Source organism: Mycolicibacterium neoaurum ATCC 25795 (assembly GCF_000691525.1).
GTDB lineage: Bacteria > Actinomycetota > Actinomycetes > Mycobacteriales > Mycobacteriaceae > Mycobacterium > Mycobacterium neoaurum.
Window position 1 is genome coordinate 44,045 of record NZ_JMDW01000005.1, and the last position, 18,123, is coordinate 62,167.

An 18,123-nucleotide genomic window follows, 5' to 3' on the forward strand; every position below is an offset into this window, starting at 1 on the left:
ACGACGTCCGCCGGAACGGACGACAAAAGAGGAGCACGTTCACCATGAAGATCACCCGAATCGCCACCTGCGGACTGCGCGGCGCCACCCCGGAGGGGGGATGGTCCAACGAACTGCAACCCGATGACGTGGTCCACACGCTGGTCGCCGTTCACACCGACACCGGACACGTCGGGATCGGCAGCGCATTCACCTCGGAGGGACTGATCCGGGCGGCGTTGGACCTGCTGGCCCCGCAGATCGTCGGACAGAGTGCGCTGGAGGTCGAACGGCTGACCGAAACGCTGCACCAGGGCGCATTCTGGATGGGCCGCGGCGGCACCCTGACCCACGCCACGAGCGCCATCGACATCGCGCTGTGGGATCTCGCCGGCCAGGCACTCGGTCAGCCCGTCGGCCGCCTGCTCGGCGGGCGTTACCGTGAACGAGTACGCCCCTACGCATCGGTGTTGATGGACGAAGCACCGGCGATGTCGGAGAACCTCACCGATCTAGTGGAACAGGGCTTTTCGGCATTCAAGATCGGCTGGTGGAAGTTCGGCCGGGTGGACTTCTCCACCGACGAACGCACGGTCGCCGCCGCCAGGGCCGCAGTGGGCGATCGCCTACTGGCAGTGGACGCCGGTGGTTCCGAGGCGTTCTTCCCTGGGACGCTGTCCTGGGCGAAACGCACCGCCGATATGCTGGCCGACTACGAGGTCGCCTGGTTCGAGGAAGCTCTCGATCCTGACGACATCGACGGATTCGTGGCGCTACGTGCACACTCCCGCGTACCCATCAGCGGCGGCGAGGTACTCACCCGTCGACAGTCCTTCGCGCCCTATCTCGCCGCCGGCGCCTTCGATATCGTCCAGCCCGATACGACCAAGGGCGGCGGGCTCAGCGAATCGCGCCGAATCGGCTGGGCGGCACAGGATCGCGGGATCCGTCTGGTGCCGCACGGCTGGAACACCGCCGTGGGACTGGCCGCCGACCTGCACCTGGCATCGGCACTGTCGGGCACCGATCTGGTGGAGTACAAGACCGGAGCGGCCTATATCGACGAACTCGTCGTCGGTGGCTGGGAGCTGGACAGCGACGGCCTGCTCACGGTGCCGGACCGACCGGGACTCGGTATCGCGCTGTGCCCCGAAGCACTGAACCGCTACGGGACCAACCCGACATTCGCGGCGGCCGCGTGATGTCAGCGCTGACCGGGCATCCACTGCTCGATCATCCCGTCATCCCCCTGGCGACGGTGCGCGCCGAGGAACATATCGACGCCATCGGTGACGGTCTCGTCGCCGCGGGCCTGCCGGTGGTCGAGGTGGCGTTGCGCGGATCGCATGGCCTCCTGGCGATTCGGCGGCTCGCGGCGCGCGGTGATCTGCTGGTCGGGGCCGGAACCGTGCTGACCACCCGGCAGGCGGCCGAGGCGGTGGACGCGGGCGCCGGGTTCATCGTGGCGCCGGGTCTGGATGTCGAGGTCGTCGAGCGGGTCACCACCGCGGGCCACCCGGTGATACCCGGTGTGCTCACCCCCACCGAAGTGGCGGCCGCCGCGCGGCTCGGACTCACACACCTCAAACTGTTTCCCGCATCGGCCGTGGACGCCCGCCTGATGCTCGGCGCCTATGCCGACGTCTTCCCGGACACCCGATTCATGCCGTCATCGGGCGTCAACCAACACAATGCCGGCGAGTTCTCCTGCTTGCCATCGGTATTCGCGGTCAGCGGAAGCTGGATCACGGCCTCGGCCCCCGCGGGTGCGGCGGCCGTGGCCGAGGCTGCCCGCGCAGCCGTCGCCGCGTGCCGGACCGTGGGCCTGCCGCGATGACCGAGCCCCGCACACTCGATGTCGTCACCGTGGGCGAGAGTCTCGGACTGCTCAGCTGCGAGGAGCCGGGCGCACTGCGGCACGGAAGCCGGATGCGACTGACGTTCGGGGGCGCAGAGAGCAATGTCGCCATCGGTGTCGCCAGACTCGGTGGCGCGGCGGGCTGGATCGGCCGCCTCGGTGCCGACGCCGTCGGCGCGTTGATCCTGCGGGAGCTTCGCGCCGAATCCGTCCGGACTTACGCCACGATCGACCCGGTGGCTGCGACGGCGATCATGCTCAAGGAGCTGCCGGTGCCCGGGTCCAGTCGTGTGCGCTACTACCGGCAAACGCAGGCCGGCAGTCGGCTGACGGCAGATGATGTGCCCCAGGGTGCGGTCGCGTCGGCGAAGATCCTTCATGTCACCGGTATCTCGGCGGCACTCGGCACCGGCCCACTGTCTGCCCTCCATCGCGCGATCGATGACGCCAAGGACTCGGGCACGCTCGTGTCCTTCGATGTCAATCATCGTGGATCTCTATGGGCGGACGCGGAACTCGCGGCGAAGGCATATCGGGCCCTTGCCCGCCGCGCCGATATCGTGTTCGCCGGCGACGATGAGGCGGGGTTGCTCACCGAAAGCCGCGATCTGCGGGCGCAACTGGACACCCTGCTGGAGTGGGGCGCCGACCAGGCCGTCGTCAAACGCGGTCAGCGGGGCGCAGTGGCGGCAGCCCGTGAGGGTGACTACGACTCGATGCCGGCCGTCGAGGTACCGGTGATCGACACCGTCGGTGCCGGTGACGCATTCGTCGCCGGGTGGTTGGCCGAGCAGGCCCGCGGTGCCGCGCTACGCGTCCGCCTCGCTACCGCGGTCGCCTGCGGCGCGCTGGCATGTACCGCCCGCGGTGACTGGGAGGCCAACCCCACCCGTGCGGATCTGGCGCAGCTGCAACGCAGTCCCGCCGATCCGGTCAGTCGATGACGTCTCAGGAGCTGAACACCGGGATCCCGTCATCGCCCAGCCGGTAGATCTCGGTCCCCTCGGCCACCCGCGGTTCGTCACCGCCGAGGGCGACGGCGATCTTGTTGGTCGCGTTGCGCATCACATCCAGCGTGATCTCCACCGCTTGTTCGGCCGAGAAGTGTTCCAGCACAGCCGCTGCCGCTCCGTCGACCGCCGCCGGTGTCCAGATCAGCGCGTCGACATAACCCAATGCTGCCTTGTGCACCTCGGTCAGCCGCGCCGAACTCTGATACGCCTCGATATCGGCGTACAGCGATTCCGAACCGCCGGCCTCCAGCGCCGTCGATTCGCGCAGCGACCGGCACAACCGGCAGTTGTGCTGCACCGCCCCGCGCAACCGGATGATCTCGGTGATCAGCGGATCCAGCCCGCGCAGCGCACCGACCGCTCCGGTGAACCTGTTCAGCAGCGCGTCGGCCGGATGGGTCGCGTGATCCCAGCCGTCCGGGTCGGGGAACTCGACCCCGAGTGCTCCGAGCCCGGCACGCACCCGGGGCACGAAATCGGCGACGAACATCAGCGAGACCACGCTGAGCACATCGGCCCCGAACGTCGCTACCAGGGCGCCGCGTTGCTGCACCGACACCCCCGCGACATCGGTGCTGAACTGCTCGGCAACGGCCGCCAACATCGGCTCGGTACCCGACGAAGGCTCGGAAGTCTCCTCGAACGGCAGCGGCTCCAGTCCGAGCGCCCCAGCGCACGCGCTTCGCATCATCTGGTTCTCGTTGGTCAGCCCACCGGGCGACAACGCCACCAGGCCGGTCAGCAGGTCCATCACACCAGCGATTATGGCCTCGACCGGTCGGCAATATCGCAAAGTGCACAGATGCGACCGTTTACAGCGACCCGGATACGATCTTCCCTTCGAACATCACCGCGTCGCACTTGACCTGGCTCAGCGCCTCGGCCGGAACATCGAACAGATCCGCGTTCAGCACAACCAGATTCGCGACCTTGCCTGCCTCGATCGAACCCAGCCTGTCGGCGAGACGCAACTGGCGGGCGGCGTCGATCGTGTGACCCCGCAGCATCAGTTCTCGGGACAGCATGGCGTCGGCACGGGGACGGATGCTGTCCGGGTACACGGCGGGGTCCAGCGGATACTCGGGATCGACTCGCGTGGCGGCCACCTGCATACCGAACATCGGTGCTGCGCGGTGCAATTCGTATCCGGTGACGACATCGCTGCCGAACGTCACCACCGCACCGGCGGCGGCGATCTCATTGAACCGGTACATGCGGTTCCAGCGCTCGTCGCCGAGGTGCTGTCGGGCCTCGTCACCGAAGTAGCCGCCCGACCAGTGTGTCGTCCAGTTGACGAAGACACCCAGCTCGGCGGGACGCGCCATATCCGACGGATCGACCAGTTCACAGTGCGCCAGCGTCACCTGGATCATCCAGCGGTCGGCGAGCCGCTGCCGGGCGACCCCGACCGCGTCACAGGCCACCCGGAAGGCACGGTCGCCGACCAGATGGATATGCACGTCGACCCGCGCATCGTTGCAGAGAATCAGGCACTGGGTGAGTTCCTCGACATCCATCGCGATCTCACCGAGGCCGGCCGGGGCGTGCGAGCACATGGGCGCGATCACCGCGCTGTTCCCACTCTCGTTGGTGCCGTCGAGGAACAACTTCACGGTGCGGATCCTGATGTGCGCGCCACCGTAGCCGGCGTGCAACTCTTCGACGCGGGCCAGCACCTGCGGTAGACCTGCCAAATCCTGGAACTGAAGAGCCCCTTCGTAATACACGTTCAATTCGCCGCGGGAATCGAGTTCGTCAAGTGACTGCAAGAGCTGTTCGTCGGGCAGCAGCGCCTCGAACAACGAGGTCACTCCATGTTCGGTCATGAAGTCGAAGAACGGTTTGATCCGTTCGGGAGTCAGGTCCTGCGGCGGCCGCCATCCGATGCGCTCGTACATGCCGTCGAGGAAATGCCGATGGACGAACTCCCGCAACAGACCCGTCGGATTGCCGTCCTCGTCACGGACGAACATCTCCAGACCCGGCACCGGGTCCGGGGTGTTCTTGTCGACACCCATCAGCTCCAGCATCGTGCTGTTGACCCAATGCTCGTGATCGCTGAAGTCCTGGCACAACACCGGACGATCCGAGACCGCACTGTCGAGCAGTTCCTTGGTGGGGCCGCCGTCGCGGAACGTCGCACTCGGGTAGTACTCGAAGTACAGGAAGGGTGCCTCAGCGACGGGATGCGCCTGGGCGTACTCCCGGATGAAGCACAGGATCTCATCGACATCGGTCGTCCACGGAAGACGTACGTGCCAGAAGCTCTGTGACACCATCGACGGGTGCGTGTGGGCGTCGATCAACCCCGGGATGACGGTGCGCCCGCCGAGGTCGTACACCGGCAGACCCGCGACGTTCTGCCACGAATCCAGCTCGCCCACCCGCGTGATGACGCCGTCCTCGATCACGACGCCACCGACCACGGGCTGCTGTACATCCAAGGTGTACACCCGCGCATTGCTCAGCACCATTCCCATCGCTCGAACGTATCCACCCCAGATCGGCGGCAGCATGACGATGCGGTCGGCCTGAGAGGACTATTCGGCTTTCTGCGGCGGTCACTGCCTGCAATGAGCGTCATCGTCATGTCGATCGAGCCGAATGAGTCTGTCGGGTACCCGTCGTCACTCCCTACATTTGCCCGATGACCGAACTGAAGCGGGTGCTGACACTGCGGAATCTCGTGGTGTTCGGGCTGGCATACCTGGCACCCACGGTGGTGTTCAACTATTTCGGCGTGGTCACGACGTTGACCGGCGGCATGATGACGCTGGCCTATATCGCCACCACGGTCGTCATGTTCTTCACCGCGTACAGCTACGCGACGATGGTGCGCACCTTCCCGGTGGCCGGTTCGGCCTACACCTACGTTCGCCGCGCGGTACATCCACACCTGGGCTTTCTGACCGGGTGGGTGATGCTGCTGGATTACATGCTGCTGCCGATGGTCTGCTACCTGCTCATCGGGATCTACATGAATCAGTTCGTCCCCGGCGTCCCGGTCTGGGTCTGGGTCGTGCTGGCCGCGGCGCTCGGTGCCGTCACGAATGTGCTCGGGGTGAAGATCGCGGGCCAGGTCAACTCGGTGGTGATCGGTGCGCAGATCCTGTTCGCCGTAGGCCTGGTGGTGATCATCGGCGTGTATGTCAGCAGCGGCAACGGCGCAGGCACACTGTTCGATGGCACCGCACTGTTCAACCCACAGACGTTCCAGGCCCCGGATGTGCTTTGGGCCGCATCGATTCTCGCCGCATCCTTCCTCGGCTTCGATGCCGTCTCGACAATGGCCGAGGAGACTGTCGAACCCGCCAAGACGGTCCCGAGAGCGGTACTGCTCGTCCCGATCACCGCCGGAATCGGCTTTGCGGTGATCTCCTACTTCATGCAGCTGGCCTGGCCCGATGCCGCCACCGAGATCGCGGATCCGGATGCGGGCATCTTCGAGCTGCTCGGCCGACTCGGTGGTAACACCCTGTCCACGATGTTCCTGGTCACCGACAATCTCGCAAGCATGGTGTGCGCCATCGCCGGCCTGGCGGCGGCGTCACGCATCCTGTACGGGATGGGCCGCGACGGCGCCCTGCCCCAGCGCTTCTTCGGTGTACTCAACCGACGGTTCCAGACACCGGTCAACAACATCATGGTGATGACGGCGATCGCCCTCACCGCGATCTTCTACGCCGACAATCTGGTCGGCGCCGCATCCCTGGTCGCCTTCGGCGCACTGACCGGATTCATCATGGTCAACTACTCGGTCATCAGTCACTTCTACCTCCGCGGCCGACGGCGCTCGGGTGGCGATCTGCTGCCTTACCTGGTCATTCCCGCCATCGGCATGATCGTCTGCGCAGTGCTCCTTGCCAACGTCGACTCCACCGCGAAGATTCTCGGAGCGGTCTGGCTCGTGCTAGGCATCATCTATCTCGGCGTCACGACCAAGGGGTTCCGGCGGCCGCCGATCGAAATCGACGTGTCCGAGGACGCGGGGACAACGCCGACGCCTACCGGACCGGTGGGCTGAGGCGCTTCCCGCAGCGGTCGTACCCGCCGGGTCTCGGGTATACGTTGATCGGGTGCTCGACGTGGTGACGACGTTCGCCCCCGGCACCCGGGCGTGCACGTCGGTCCGGGCGGTCCGGCGCACCGCCATGCATGCGCATCCCGATGCGCTGGAGATCGTCTACGTCCTGGCCGGCGACCTGCACCTGCGGGTCAGTAGCGAAGACTTCGATCTGACCGCAGGTGACTATGCGGTCGTCAACCGGCTCGATCCGCATCTGCTCGACGGATCCGCGGACAACGTCACGGCGATCATCCATCTCGACCTCTGCGCGTTCACCGATATCGATCCGTTCATCGAGGACATCCTGTTCGCCTGTGAGTCGTTCGATCTTCCCCGCTTCCGCAAACAGGAGGCACTGCTGCGCGGCCTGCTGCTCGACATCATCGACCTCGCGGACGGCAGCGATTCGCACCGGCTCGACGCCCGGAGCTCCGAGCTGGTGCACCTGCTGTGTACCGGCTACACCATTGCCGACTACTACCAGCGTGACCGGCCGATGACCGATGAGCAGCGCAGCAAGCTACGCAGCATCCAGTCGGTCGCGCGCCACCATCTGGACAGTCGCGATGTGTTGCAGGATGTCGCTGCGGCGCATCACTATTCGAAGTCCTACGTATCGCACTTCGTGAAGAACCATTCCGCGATCAGTTTCAGCAGCATGGTCACGGCGCTCCGCGTCATGCACGCCGAACGATTCCTGCTCACGACCGACCACACGATGCGCGATATCTCTGCGCAGTGCGGGTTCTCCGATGTCAAATACTTCACCAGGTGTTACGCCGACTGGTTCAAACAGACACCCGCCGAGTACCGTGCGCGCTATCGGCCGCTGGTGCAGCGCGACGACATTGTCGAGCAGGTCACCGCCGACACAACCGCCGGGCTCATCGCCGAACATCGCAGCCGGGTCGCCAACCCGACCGACCCGCCGCGACTGTCGATCACGCCGATCCTGCTCAAGAACGTCGGTTCGCGGGCCGACCTCTTCGAGCGGATCAAGGGCCCCGAAACCGATGAGCCGGCGCCACCCGCCCCGTCCGCCCACGCGCGACGTCACCTGTTGCCGCTGCGCGTCGGCAGCGCCGAGATGTGCGACGACCATCTGATCCAGGGACTCAAGTCCTTCGTCGAGAACGGTTCGACGCCATGCCTGATGGTCGACTACGCCGGCAGGCAGACGACGCTCGACACCCTGTCCGCGTTGGCCGGGATACTTCGTGATACCCGCACTCGAGACGTGAATGTATGGCTGGTGTATCCGCGTCCGCATCTGCGTGATGACGTCGATGCGCTGATCGACACAATCGACGCCACGCACGGCCTGAATGTACAAGCCGTGATGATCGGCTGAAATCGCCGAAACTATTGCGCCTGACTGACCGAGGACATGTGGAAATCGGGGATCCGCAGCGACGGCATGGTCGCCCGGGTGGCCCAATCACCCCATTCCCTGGGCAGCGTCGGTTCACTGACCCCAGCCTCGGTGGCCCGGCGCAACAGATCCAGCGGGCTCTCGTTGAACCGGAAGTTGTTCACCGCGGCGGTCACTTCGCCGTCTTCGATCAGGTAGACCCCGTCGCGGGTCAGCCCCGTCAACAACAACACGGTCGGATCGACGGTGCGGATGTACCACAGCGTGGTCAGCAGCAGCCCGCGCTCGGTCGAGGCGATCATGTCCGCCGGCTCCGCGCTGCCACCGGTGACCAACAGGTTGTCGGCCGGAACCGCCACCGGCGCAGAGAATTCCGCGGCGGCCGCACGCGGGTAGGCCAGCGCGTTGATGACACCGTCGCGAATCCAGTCCACCCGGCCGATGTCCATCCCGTTGTCGAACACCGAGGCCTGGTCCGATGACGTCGGCACCGCGACGAACGGCCGGCATTCCTGCCCCGGCGCAGCCGGATCGGAGTACATGGTCAACCCGAGGTCGGTGAGCTTCTCCCCCACCCTGGTCCCACCCGGCGCCGACAACGCCGACCGGCCCTCCTGCGCACCGCGCCCGTCCATGCTCCAGGCCAGATAGATCAGCATGTCGGCGACCGTCGAGGGTGGCATCAGGGTCTCGTAGCGGCCGGCGGGCAGCGCGACGGCGCGCTCGGCCCAACCCAGGCGCAATGACAGGTCTGCCAACAGCGCATCGGTGGACACATCGGCGAAATCGGGTGTGCCGACACCAGCCCACGCACTGGCGCCGCCGCGTTTGGCATTGATCTCCACCGAACCGGTCGGCTGCGTGTAACGCCGCCGCAGGCCGGTCGAGGTGGCCACGAACGTCGTCTCCAGCACGTGGCGGGCATACCCGTAGAGCTGGTCGCCGGCGCCCCGGGCGGCACGGAAGCCGTGCACCAAACCCGTTGCCACATCGGTGAACACATCGGCACCGGTGCTGGGCACCGCGGCATCCCAGTCGGCGGGACCCGTGTCGGCGGGCAGGGCCGGCGCGGCATCACCGGCGGCGGGGGCCGCGGCGGCCGCATCCTGGGAGGCCGCGACCAGCGCGGTGATCGCCGCGGGATCGACCTCGGTGCTGCTCACCGATCCGACATGGGCCTGCTCGCCGCGCCGGATCACCGAGATGACCGTGGTGCTGCGCCCGACGGTTTCGCCGTTGGTGGTCATCGAGTTACCGGCCCAGCGCAGCGACGCGTCCGCGCGGTCGGTCACGATGACAATGGTCTCCTCGGCACGGCCGAGCCGGGCGGCCTCGGCGAGGGCGCGGTCGACGACCTGCTGTGGCGCGATCATGAGCGACCCGATTCTGCTTGGGTGTTCAGGACGTTGATACCGCGGAACAGCGCCGACGGGCAGCCGTGGCTGACCGGGGCGACCTGACCGGGCTGGGCCTTGCCGCAGTTGAACGCGCCACCGAGGCGCCAGGTCGACGGTCCGCCGACGGCCTCCATCGAACCCCAGAAGTCGGTGGTGGTGGCCTGGTAGGCGACATCACGCAGCTGACCGTCCAGCCGACCGTCGCGAATCCGGAAGAACCGCTGTCCGGTGAACTGAAAGTTGTAGCGCTGCATGTCGATCGACCACGATTTGTCGCCGACGATGTAGATGCCGTCGGACACCCGGGAGATCAGGTCGGCGGTGCTGAGGTCCTCGGTTGCGGGCTGCAGCGACACATTGGCCATCCGCTGGATCGGCACGTGCTGCGCCGAATCGGCGTAGGAGCATCCGTTGGACCGGCGCACCCCGAGCCGCGGGGCGAACACCCGGTCCAGCTGATAACCGACGAAAAGGCCGTCGCGCACCAGGTCCCAGCTCTGGGCGCGCACCCCCTCGTCGTCGAAACCGACGGTGGCCAGGCCGTGTTCGACGGTACGGTCGGCGGTCACGTTCATCACCGGCGATCCGTACCTCATGGTGTTCAGTTTGTCCGGTGTCGCGAAGGACGTGCCGGCATACGCCGCCTCATAACCGATCGCCCGGTCGTATTCGGTGGCGTGCCCGATGGATTCGTGGATGGTCAGCCACAGATTGGTCGGGTCGATCACCAGGTCGGACGGCCCGGCGGTGACGCTGGGCGCCTTGACCTTCTCGGCGAGCAGCGCCGGCAACTCGGCCAGTTCTGCGCTCCAGTTCCACACATCGTCGGAGACGACGGCTTCCCAGCCACGCCCCATCGGGGGTGCCAGCGTCCGCATGGTCTCGAATGAACCCGCCGCCGCATCGACGCTCACGGCGTCCAGCAGCGGCTGCACCCGCACCCGTTGCTGGGTGGTGGAGGTGCCGAAACTGTCGGCGTAATAGGTCTGTTCCTTGACCGCCTGCAGACTGGCCGACACGTGATCCACCCCGTCGGCGGCGAGCAGGCGCTCCGAATAGTCGCCGAGCACCGCGATCTTGTCCGCCGTCGGGATCGTGAACGGGTCGATCCGATAGCTCGACACCCAGCTCAGATCGTTATAGACCGGTTCCTCGGCCAGTTCGATGCGCTCGGCGTTCAGCGGTGCCAGCGTGGTGGCCACCCGGACGGCGCGGCGGGCCGTCTCGGCGGCCACCTCGGGGGCCAACTCGGCATGCGCGGCGAACCCCCAGGTGCCGTCGACGATGACCCGCACCGCCAACCCGACCTCGTGGTTGATATCGGCGGTTTCCAGGCTGCCGTCACGTAACTGGATGATCTCGGTGGTCAGTCGGTGGATCCGCAGGTCGGCATAGCTGGCGCCGGCCGCCAACGCCGCCGAGAGGGCGGCGTCGGCCAGTGCCCGGCGAGGTAACGCGAGAAAATCGGCATCGACCGAGTGGGCAGTCACGGCCCCCACCGTAGCGGGCCGTCGGTCAGCGTGTGTGCATCCCGTAGGGCACGGCCGAGACCAGCGTCACCGCCTGGAGCTGCCCCGTCGGCAGACGATACTCCCGCCTCTCACCGGATCGCGCACCGCAGATTGCCTCGCCGAGAGGCGAATTCACCGAGTAGACCTCGATATCGCCGTAGTCCGCGCCGCGCACGCCGAGCAGGAACGTCTCGGTTTCCGGGTTGGCCGAGCCGTCCTCGAAGCGCACGGTCAGCACCATGCCGAGTTCGGCGACACCGTCGTTGGGCGGGTCCTCGCCGACGACCGCGGCGGCCAGCATGTCGTGGATCTGTTGGATGCGGCCCTGCTGCGCCCGCCGCACCGCCACGGCGTTGCTGTCGGCGGCGTCGCTGTCGTCACCGTCGACGCCGGTGATCGACCAGGTACGCAGCACCTCCAACTCCTCGAGCAATCGGGCATGGGCGTCCGGGGTGAGCCAGACAGGCGTCGCGGCGGTGGTCATGGGAACTCCTCGTATCGATGGTTGGTCGTCAGGGGCGGGGATATCCCTCCGCCCCTGACGACAGGGTGAAAGTCGTGTCAGCGCAGCGGGTCGAACGCACGCAGCGCCTCGGGTTGCTTGCCGGTGGTGATCTGCTCGGTCAGCAGTCGGCCGGTCACCGGGCCGTGGGCCAGTCCCCACATGCCGTGCCCGCCCGCCACATAGACGCTGGGACCGACCTGACCGATCATGGGCAGGCCGTCGGCACTGACGGGCCGCGGACCGACCCACACATCGCGCGCCTCGTCCCATCGCACCCCGTCGAGCAGACGTGCGGCCGACCTGACGATCGAGCGGACCCGGGCCGGCGCGATGGGTGCCTCTGGTTCCCGGAATTCCATGGTGCCCGCCACGCGCATCGCACCCTGGTAGGGCGTGCATGCCACCCGTTCGGTGGGCAGGTAGATCGGCCCCGGCATGGCCCGGTCGATGGGCACCGTGAACGAGTACCCGCGGCCGGCCCGGACCGGGACTCGCACCCATGGCCGGGTCAGTTCGTTCAGCCACGCGCCGGTGGCGACGACGACGGCATCGGCGGTGTAGTCGGTGCCCCCGGCACCGCGGACGATGACGCGGCTGCCCTGCGGGCTCACCCCGATGACCTGGTCGACCGGCATTGCCGCGCCGCGTTCGGCCACCGCCTCACCGAGGGCGGTAACGAACCGTCCCGGGTCGATATACCGCTGCCGATCGACGGCGACGGCCACGGTGGCCACGCCCGAGGTCAGCGGCACGGCCTCGCGCAGACCGGCACCGCGAAGCTCGTTCACCTCGACGGCCAGGCCCGCCCGCTCCAGCATCGCGATCTCGTGCCGTAATTCACGGGCGTGGGCGTCGGTCTCGAACAACGCGGTGATCGCCGATTCGGTGACCGGTACATCCACCCCGTTGCCCGAAAGTACGTCGAAGGCCTCCAGACATTCGGCGTTGAAGGGCTGATTGGCGCGCACCGCGCGCTCGGCCGACGCCGTGGTGCAGTGCCGGGCGAAGGTGGCGAGGAAACGCGCGAGGCCGAGATCGGCTCGCAGCGGAATATGCAGTGGCGCAGACGGATTGAACAACGATTTCAGCCCGTATCGCAGCACCGCGGGCTGGTTGAGCGGAATGGTCAGCGCAGGTGAGAGCCAGCCGGCGTTACCCCACGACGCGCCGGCCGCCACCCCGGTCCGGTCGATGACGGTGACCTGCACACCACGTTCCTGCAGGAACCATGCGGTGGACAGCCCGACGATGCCGGCACCCACCACCACGACCTGCCGCGGTCCGCCGTCGATGCGATCGACCCCGGCCATCCCCTCGCCCATGGCGCGCCCTCCTGACTCCGATGCTTCGGAACGGCGTCGTCGTCCGACGCCGTACAGGGCCATCATGCGGCCGATCGGAAGGCCTGGTGTTGCGGTATCCGACAGTTGGGTACAAGCCGATTGTGGCGATCCGACAATCAGCCGCGGTCGAGGGTTGCCAGTTCGATCATCATGGCCAGCCGCTTGCGCGGATCGTCGACCTGCACTGCGGCCACCTCGGCCATCTTGCGCAACCGGTAGCGCACGGTGTTCTCGTGCACGCCGAGAACCGCGCCGGTGCGCACCGGATCACCCTGGCATTCCAGCCACACCCGCAGGGTCCGCACATAGGGAGTGCCGTGTTCGCGGTCGTGCCGGTCCAGATCGATGACCGGTCCCCGACTCGGGCCACGGCCGTTGTCCACGGCGGTGCGCAGACGCTGCAGGACCAGGTCGTCCCAGGATTCGTCATAGGCCGGCGGGGGTAGATCCGGCGCTCCGGCCTCGTGCAGGGCCAGACATTCGTCTGCCTCCCAGCGGGCGGCGGCCAGCTCGCCCGCCTCGGCGGCCCCGCTGATACCGGCCATCAGCGTCGCCTGCCCCGGCAGGACCGCGCGCAGTTCGTCCAGCCACGCCCGTGCGGTTTCGGCGCTCTCCCCCGGCAACACCGTGTACACAGTGTTCTCCGCCAACGCGCTGCGCCCGGGACGCGACCACCCGAAGCCGGCCGTGGCCTTCTCGAAGGTCACCAGCAGCGCGGTGTGCCGGTCGGGTTCCAGCCGGGCGCGCAATGCGATGACCCGCAGCGGCCCCAGCGGCAGCCCCACCCGGCTGGCCACCGCGACCGCATCGGCGGCACCCTCGAGCAGACGCTGCACCGATTCCGACTCCACCTGGCGCTCCAGGTCGGCACTGGCGCGCGAGCGCAGCAGATGCAACGCGACGGTGCGCACCCCGGTGCGCAGCGCGGTCAGCCCCGTCCCCTGCAACGGCTCGGAACAGGCCACCCACACCGAGCCCAACAGCTCGCGGCCGACCCGGGCGGCGACCACCATCCGTCCGGTCAGTCCGAGCTGCGGGTCCGGATCGACGAAGATCGGCTCATCGGAGGAGCCCAGATGCGCGAAGACACCGCGGCGGGCCAGCTCATCACGAACCCGCGCGGGTTGCTCGCGTCGCAGGATGGTCTCCACGCGCGCCGCATCGGCCGTCTGCTGCAATCGCGAATAGGCCAGCATCTGCGCGTGCCGATCCTCGATGATGACCGCGCCGCCGATCGCCGCCGCCAGGCTGTCCGCAAGCGCGAACAGATCGGTGGGACCGCGGCCCGATTCGGTCTCCCGGCCCTCCAGCACCAGCCCGTAGGCCACGGCCGCCAGCTCGCTCCACGGCAGCGCGGCGTCCACCAACAGCACCGCGACGCCATCGGGAAGCGACGCGGGAACCTCGTCATCGGCGCCCCGGACCAGGACCACGGCCGCATGCGCCGAGACCGCCAAGGCCAACGCCTGATCCACCGAGTCAGCGCCGATGGCCAGCAGCACGTCACCGAGCACCGGCTCGCCACCAGCGGTCTCGGGCAGCACCACGCTGCGCAGTTCGGTGCTGCGCGGCACCGCGCACAACCGCGTCACCACGCCATACCCGCCCAGCACATTGACCAGGCGATCCAAGGTGATCACGATCGCAGCCTAGGTGGTGGCCAGAAAGGTGAACCCCTCGATATAACCCGCGACCCCGCACACCAGCGCCAAGACGATCAGGGCGACCACATCGGCGGTGTGCAGCCGTGACGGGTGCGCAGAGAGCTGGCCGGCACCCCCGCGCGCGGTGATGGCATCACCCATCTCATCGGCGCGCCGCAGCGACACCGTCACCGTGGCGGCCAGCAGGTCGATCAGATCGGACACCTGCGCCTTCATGCGCTCGCGGCGGCCGTCGGGCAGTTCCCGCGGACGCAGCCGCCGCGCGGCGTAGAGGATGCGGAACTCGTCGATGAGCATCGGGAAGGCACGCAGCGACAGCGCCACGGTGGCGGCCCAGTCGTCGATCGGTAGCCGCAGCCAGCGCAACGGTCGGCCGAGCGTCGACACCGCGGGGGCGATCTCGGCGACGTTGGTGGTCCACGAGACCAGCAGGCCCATGCCCAGCAGGACGATCGACACCGCCGTCACGCGCAGGAACTTCAGCAGCCCGCCCAGCTCGAGCTCCAACCCGCCCAGCGTGACGATCGGGGTGCCACCGGCGAACGCTGCGGTCACCCCGCCGAGCAGGATGAGCAGCCAGATCCACCCAGGGATGCTCGGCAGCGCACCGCGCGGCACTCGCGCCAGCCCGATCGCGACGGCCAGCAGAGCCGTGATCATCGCGATGGGGATCCAGCCCGGGTAGAGCACCATCAACACCGCCAACGCGACGACGCCGATGAGTTTCGTGCCGGCCCAGAGCCGGTGGATGACCGTGTCGCCAGGCACCGGGCGGAGCAGGACCAGCGGCCGCTTCTGTTCGCTCATGTTGTTCGCTCGCAAGCTTCGCTCATGACGGCGTCCCCGATGTGCTCGCGGGTACCGGCACCAACACGCCGTCGCGCAGGTGCAGGGTGCGCGGGCACAAATCTTCCAGACCCGCGAAATCGTGGGAGATCACGATGATCGTCAGCCCGCCTCGGCGCAGCTCCTCCAGCAGCCGCAACAACCCGCGGGCACTGGTCGCATCCAGTCCGGCCAGCGGTTCGTCGAGCACGATGGCCCGCGGCGCACGTGCCAGCAGACCGGCCAGAACGACTCGGCGCATCTGCCCGCCCGAGAGCTGATCGATGCGCCGGTCGGCCAGTTCGGGTTCCAGGCCGACGGTGGCCAGCGCGGCGTTGACCTTGCCGCGGTCCCGCGCGGAAAAGCCGGCGGCCGAGGCGATCTCGCGGAACACGTGACTGCGCATCAGCTGCAGTCGGGCGGCCTGGAACGACAGCGCCACCGCGCCCACCTGCTCGGCCACCGGCCGCCCGTCGAGCAGGCAGGTGCCGGTGGTGGGCTCGGTCAGTCCCGCCAGGATCCAGGCGAGCGTCGACTTGCCCGAGCCGTTGAGCCCGTGGATCAGCACACCGTCGCCCTCGTATACGGTCAGGTCGATATCGCGCAGCGCCGTGGTGGCCCACGGGGTCCCGTCGCCGTAGCTGTGACCCACCCCGGAGAGTTCGAGGACCGGGACGTCGCTGGGACGCTCGCCGGTCGGCTCCGGCGGATCCGCGGACTCCACCATCGCCGATCCGCCGGTGAGGTTGACCACCCGTTCGGCGGCCTCGGCCTCGCCGTTGTAGTGGGTGATGTGCACGAGCGCCATGTTCCGGCGGCGGGTCAGCTCGGCCAGCATCGACATCAGCCCGTCGCGGCCCTCCTGGTCGACCATGCTGGTCACCTCGTCGGCGATCAACAGCGCGGGTTTACGCGCCAGCGCCGCGGCCACCGCGAGGCGCTGCAGTTCGCCGCCGGACAGGCTGCCGGTGTCGCGCTCGTCGAGTCCGTCCAGGCCGACCTCGGCCAGTAGGGCCGGCACGTCGACGGTCGTCCCGGCGGGCAGTCCCCAGACGACATCGTCGGCCACCCGGGTGCCGAGGATCTGACTTTCGGGGTGCTGCATGATCACCGCGGTTCCGCCGGGTGCCCCGAGCCCGACGGCGCCGGGGCGCTCGACGACACCCTCGGTCGGTGGGCGGCCGCAGAGCACCAGCATCAGGGTGGTCTTCCCGGAGCCGTTGGCGCCGGTGACCGCGATGTGCTCGCCGGACTGCACACTCATCGACACCGGTCCGAGCGCGTCGCGGTCGGTACCCGGGTACCGGAACACGACATCGCGCAGGTGCAGCGGTGTCGGTGCGACCGGATCGGACTCGTCCAGGGATTCCAGCTTGTGCACATCGGGAACACCCGCCAACCGGCTGAGCACCCGGGACAATGCCCACCACCCCACCAGCCCGACGAAAACGATGGCGATCAGACCGTAGGAGAAGATGAGGATCGGCCAGTGATCGAGCAGGAAGCCGAAGATCTCGCGCACCTTGTCGGCGAGCGGTTGCAGGTCGGGGACGTAGCCCAGGATCGCGACGGTGCCGTCCACGTTGGCGGTCATCGCGGCAAAGACCAGCTCGCGCATGCGGGTGGCCACCAGCAGCACCAGCACGACGGCCGCGCCGAACAGCGCGCCGGCGGCCGCGGAGACCACGAGCACGGTGGGTAGACCGCGACCGCGGCGTTTGACGAAGCCGACGAGCCCGCCGACATACGCGCAGTTGAGCACCGTCATCAGGCCGCCGATACCCGCGATGATGAAGGCCACCAACGCGCCGGCGACGGTCGCGGCCACCAGCACCCGCAACCGGTAGCGGTATGCGAGCAGCCCCATGGGCACGGTGGCCAGCAGGGACAACCCGGCGGCGAACGGGACCACGACGGCAATGATCGCGATGGCCGCGGACAGCGCGGCCATGACGGAGGCTTGTGCCAACTCCCCCGGAAGCAATGAACCGGCCCGACGGGGGCGCGGCGGACCTGGGGGCATCACCCGATTCTGCCAGTTGACAGCGGCGCCCCGGTTCCACGGACTGTGACGGTGACCACGCCGACAGATTTGCGGATGCATAGTAAATCTATGTAACCTTGGTCGAGTGGATCGCCAAGACCCCGCCGCCCTCGGCGCCGACCTGCTGGCCGTCGTCGCGCGCATCAACCGACTGGCAAACCAACGGATCGAGCTGCCGCTGCCGTTCGCTCAGGCAAGGCTGCTGGCCACCATCGAGGACCAGGGCCGAGCCCGGATCTCCGACCTGGCCGCCATCGACCACTGCTCACAACCGACGATGACCACCCAGGTGCGCAGGCTCGAAGACGCCGGGCTGGTCTCGCGCACCGAGGACGCCGCCGACGCACGGGTCGTGTTGATCGAGATCACCGACGCCGGCCGGGCCATGTTGAACCGGGTGCGCGCCGATCGCAGTGCCGCGATCAATCCCTATCTGGACCACCTCGACGACGCGCAGCGCCGCGCGCTCGTCGACGCGATACAGGTGCTGCGTGGGCTGCTCGACGACGCCCAGCAGGACCGCCGATCGAAGTAAGGAGTTTCACG

15 protein-coding genes are annotated in these 18,123 nt (G+C 67.9%); 6 read left to right on the forward strand and 9 right to left on the reverse strand.

The window, feature by feature from the left end; all coding sequences use genetic code 11:
• The first annotated feature begins 44 nt into the window (after positions 1–44).
• From IC40_RS0104575 to IC40_RS0104585, 3 genes are read left to right on the forward strand one after another with little or no spacing between them, the layout of a single operon-like run.
• Positions 45–1,181, forward strand: coding sequence for a mandelate racemase/muconate lactonizing enzyme family protein (locus IC40_RS0104575; protein ID WP_030133572.1), 1,137 nt, complete (start codon positions 45–47; stop codon positions 1,179–1,181).
• Positions 1,181–1,816 (forward strand): bifunctional 4-hydroxy-2-oxoglutarate aldolase/2-dehydro-3-deoxy-phosphogluconate aldolase, encoded by a 636-nt coding sequence (gene eda, locus IC40_RS0104580; protein ID WP_030133573.1) that lies wholly within the window; start codon positions 1,181–1,183, stop codon positions 1,814–1,816. The genes IC40_RS0104575 and eda overlap by 1 nt, the downstream gene beginning before the upstream one ends.
• Positions 1,813–2,781 carry a sugar kinase gene (locus IC40_RS0104585; RefSeq protein ID WP_030133574.1) on the forward strand — a complete coding sequence of 323 codons (969 nt, stop codon included), beginning with the start codon at positions 1,813–1,815 and terminating at the stop codon, positions 2,779–2,781. Before eda ends, IC40_RS0104585 begins: the two co-directional genes overlap by 4 nt.
• Before the next feature lie 4 nt (positions 2,782–2,785).
• Here the strand turns inward: IC40_RS0104585 and IC40_RS0104590 are convergent, their stop codons facing one another.
• On the reverse strand, positions 2,786–3,601 hold the full coding sequence (locus IC40_RS0104590; RefSeq protein ID WP_030133575.1) for a carboxymuconolactone decarboxylase family protein: 816 nt from the start codon (positions 3,599–3,601) through the stop codon (positions 2,786–2,788).
• Between the two features lie 61 nt (positions 3,602–3,662).
• Complete coding sequence (locus IC40_RS0104595; RefSeq protein WP_157837301.1) at positions 3,663–5,330, reverse strand: amidohydrolase; 1,668 nt, start codon at positions 5,328–5,330, stop codon at positions 3,663–3,665.
• A gap of 167 nt (positions 5,331–5,497) precedes the next feature.
• Here IC40_RS0104595 and IC40_RS0104600 point away from each other — a divergent pair, with 167 nt between their 5' ends.
• Both IC40_RS0104600 and IC40_RS0104605 read left to right on the forward strand, forming a co-directional pair.
• Positions 5,498–6,874 (forward strand): APC family permease, encoded by a 1,377-nt coding sequence (locus tag IC40_RS0104600; protein WP_042509567.1) that lies wholly within the window; start codon positions 5,498–5,500, stop codon positions 6,872–6,874.
• 52 nt (positions 6,875–6,926) lie between these two features.
• Positions 6,927–8,267, forward strand: coding sequence for a helix-turn-helix transcriptional regulator (locus IC40_RS0104605; RefSeq protein ID WP_030133578.1), 1,341 nt, complete (start codon positions 6,927–6,929; stop codon positions 8,265–8,267).
• Between the two features lie 11 nt (positions 8,268–8,278).
• Here IC40_RS0104605 and IC40_RS0104610 read toward each other — a convergent pair whose 3' ends face one another.
• The 7 genes from IC40_RS0104610 to IC40_RS0104640 form a co-directional block, all read right to left on the reverse strand.
• Positions 8,279–9,661 carry a metallopeptidase TldD-related protein gene (locus IC40_RS0104610; protein WP_030133579.1) on the reverse strand — a complete coding sequence of 461 codons (1,383 nt, stop codon included), beginning with the start codon at positions 9,659–9,661 and terminating at the stop codon, positions 8,279–8,281.
• A complete protein-coding gene (locus IC40_RS0104615) occupies positions 9,658–11,175 on the reverse strand; it encodes a TldD/PmbA family protein (RefSeq protein WP_030133580.1) in 1,518 nt (505 codons plus the stop codon). The genes IC40_RS0104610 and IC40_RS0104615 overlap by 4 nt, the downstream gene beginning before the upstream one ends.
• 25 nt (positions 11,176–11,200) lie before the next feature.
• The gene (locus IC40_RS0104620; RefSeq protein ID WP_030133581.1) at positions 11,201–11,680 is read right to left on the reverse strand and encodes a GreA/GreB family elongation factor; all 480 of its coding nucleotides are present in this window, start codon (positions 11,678–11,680) and stop codon (positions 11,201–11,203) included.
• A 77-nt stretch (positions 11,681–11,757) separates the two neighbouring features.
• Positions 11,758–13,011, reverse strand: coding sequence for an NAD(P)/FAD-dependent oxidoreductase (locus IC40_RS0104625; RefSeq protein ID WP_030133582.1), 1,254 nt, complete (start codon positions 13,009–13,011; stop codon positions 11,758–11,760).
• A 149-nt stretch (positions 13,012–13,160) separates the two neighbouring features.
• A complete protein-coding gene (locus IC40_RS0104630; RefSeq protein WP_030133583.1) occupies positions 13,161–14,684 on the reverse strand; it encodes a PucR family transcriptional regulator in 1,524 nt (507 codons plus the stop codon).
• 9 nt (positions 14,685–14,693) lie between these two features.
• Complete coding sequence (locus IC40_RS0104635; RefSeq protein WP_030133584.1) at positions 14,694–15,515, reverse strand: CbiQ family ECF transporter T component; 822 nt, start codon at positions 15,513–15,515, stop codon at positions 14,694–14,696.
• A gap of 22 nt (positions 15,516–15,537) precedes the next feature.
• A complete protein-coding gene (locus IC40_RS0104640) occupies positions 15,538–17,556 on the reverse strand; it encodes an ABC transporter ATP-binding protein (RefSeq protein WP_030133585.1) in 2,019 nt (672 codons plus the stop codon).
• Positions 17,557–17,662: 106 nt separating this feature from the next.
• On the opposite strand from IC40_RS0104640, the gene IC40_RS0104645 reads away from it, so the two are divergent.
• Positions 17,663–18,112, forward strand: coding sequence for a MarR family winged helix-turn-helix transcriptional regulator (locus IC40_RS0104645; protein WP_030133586.1), 450 nt, complete (start codon positions 17,663–17,665; stop codon positions 18,110–18,112).
• Positions 18,113–18,123: the final 11 nt, after the last annotated feature.

Bases quoted from the DNA above. Each gene is read 5' to 3' on its own strand.
- IC40_RS0104600 (WP_042509567.1), top strand. From the start codon at position 5,498: ATGACCGAACTGAAGCGGGTGCTGACACTGCGGAATCTCGTGGTGTTC.
- IC40_RS0104640 (WP_030133585.1), bottom strand. From the start codon at position 17,556: ATGCCCCCAGGTCCGCCGCGCCCCCGTCGGGCCGGTTCATTGCTTCCG.
- IC40_RS0104575 (WP_030133572.1), top strand. From the start codon at position 45: ATGAAGATCACCCGAATCGCCACCTGCGGACTGCGCGGCGCCACCCCG.
- IC40_RS0104595 (WP_157837301.1), bottom strand. From the start codon at position 5,330: ATGGGAATGGTGCTGAGCAATGCGCGGGTGTACACCTTGGATGTACAG.
- IC40_RS0104620 (WP_030133581.1), bottom strand. From the start codon at position 11,680: ATGACCACCGCCGCGACGCCTGTCTGGCTCACCCCGGACGCCCATGCC.
- IC40_RS0104635 (WP_030133584.1), bottom strand. From the start codon at position 15,515: ATGAGCGAACAGAAGCGGCCGCTGGTCCTGCTCCGCCCGGTGCCTGGC.
- IC40_RS0104590 (WP_030133575.1), bottom strand. From the start codon at position 3,601: ATGGACCTGCTGACCGGCCTGGTGGCGTTGTCGCCCGGTGGGCTGACC.
- IC40_RS0104610 (WP_030133579.1), bottom strand. From the start codon at position 9,661: ATGATCGCGCCACAGCAGGTCGTCGACCGCGCCCTCGCCGAGGCCGCC.
- IC40_RS0104585 (WP_030133574.1), top strand. From the start codon at position 1,813: ATGACCGAGCCCCGCACACTCGATGTCGTCACCGTGGGCGAGAGTCTC.
- IC40_RS0104625 (WP_030133582.1), bottom strand. From the start codon at position 13,011: ATGGCCGGGGTCGATCGCATCGACGGCGGACCGCGGCAGGTCGTGGTG.
- eda (WP_030133573.1), top strand. From the start codon at position 1,181: ATGTCAGCGCTGACCGGGCATCCACTGCTCGATCATCCCGTCATCCCC.